Source organism: Bradyrhizobium sp. MI1.7 (assembly GCF_055811795.1).
Genome location: NZ_JBVVPO010000207.1, coordinates 1 through 1,251, shown reverse-complemented (window position 1 = coordinate 1,251; position 1,251 = coordinate 1). Strand labels below are relative to the sequence as shown.

Here is a 1,251-nt window from a genome sequence, read left to right as displayed (position 1 = left end):
GCCGGATATACGTCAGCAGTTGTGGCCGTCGATCCTGATCAAGCCAGTCGTTGCAATCGGGCGGGGTCCATATACGTTCCACATATGAGTCAGAGCCCCGATTGGATGCCGATTACCCCGAATACGGGGTCCTTATTCCACGCCGAAACACAAGCGTGGAGGCGGCGTGCGGCGAAGAAAAGCGTCGCAGAGGGAGCTCCGCGCCTTCACGGGCAACTCGATCCGAAACTTCATGGCGCGCAGAGGAACGATCGCGCGACTGCCAAGTTTTCCCGACGCCCCTGCCCCAAGGGGCGAACCCCGTACTGGCCCCAGCTCATAGCCCCTGCCCCCCGAGCTGGGGCCTTCATCCGCCAGCCGGGGAAGCGTGAGCAGAAGGCTTCGGCGAAGCTCCCGCCCTTCTCAATCCTTCGCTCCCAGAGGCTATTGGTCTTCGCCTGCAGCGGCGGAATCCTGGGTGCCGAGCAACTTCAGCGCGGTCTCGATCTTGGCGAGGAGCGCCTGGATTTCGGCGCGCTCGTTCGCGCCGGGTCCGGCTTCAAGCCGCGCCAGCTATTGCTCTTTCTGTCCTAGCTGCTTCGCAAGAGTGGACATCCGATCACCACAATGTTTACCGTATCGAATGGGCCGCTCGGAGAGCGGCCCTTTCTTGGTCACCAGCTACGGGTGCCGAAGCTGAAGCCGATGCTCGGCCCGCCGCTGTACGAGCCGTAGCCGCGATCGTAGTAGCCGGGGCCGCCGTAGTAGCCGTAACTGCGGCGCACCACGTACCCGTCGTCACCGCCGTAATAGCGCTGGTGAGTTCGATCGTGCATCTGTTTGACCTGTCGGCGTGCTCGCACATCGGTCGATGAGAGGCTCTGCTGCTCCGGGCTGGGCGTGCCGAGCGGGGTATCGATCAAACGATGCGGTTACGAGCCCGAGCTACCTGATAGTTGGAGGTTCTTTCGTTGGCCAGCCGGTGCTCTGATTGCCTGGACCGGTGGGATCGCCGTCCTCCCAAGACGCTTGCAATGTGTCGTCGCGGGCAACCGGTATCAGAAGCTGCTTCCGCATTTCGGCGAGGCGGGCACGGCAATACTCCCGGTAAAACATCTCGACTAGGGTGGACATGATCGAACCCTCGCTTGATCATCACCATTGACGATAGATTTCGACCATTTCAACCGGCGGTAAATATCAACGGCGCCGGAGTAGTTTGTGTCCGACGAACTCGGATGACGACGATGTGGCCGACGAGGCGCGACACGA

Annotated in this window: 1 protein-coding gene; it reads right to left on the bottom strand. The window is 61.5% G+C overall.

What is annotated here, in order from left to right; genetic code table 11:
• Positions 1-653 precede the first annotated feature (653 nt).
• The gene (locus AC0L3X_RS47120; RefSeq protein ID WP_456683413.1) at positions 654-842 is read right to left on the bottom strand and encodes a hypothetical protein; all 189 of its coding nucleotides are present in this window, start codon (positions 840-842) and stop codon (positions 654-656) included.
• Positions 843-1,251: the final 409 nt, after the last annotated feature.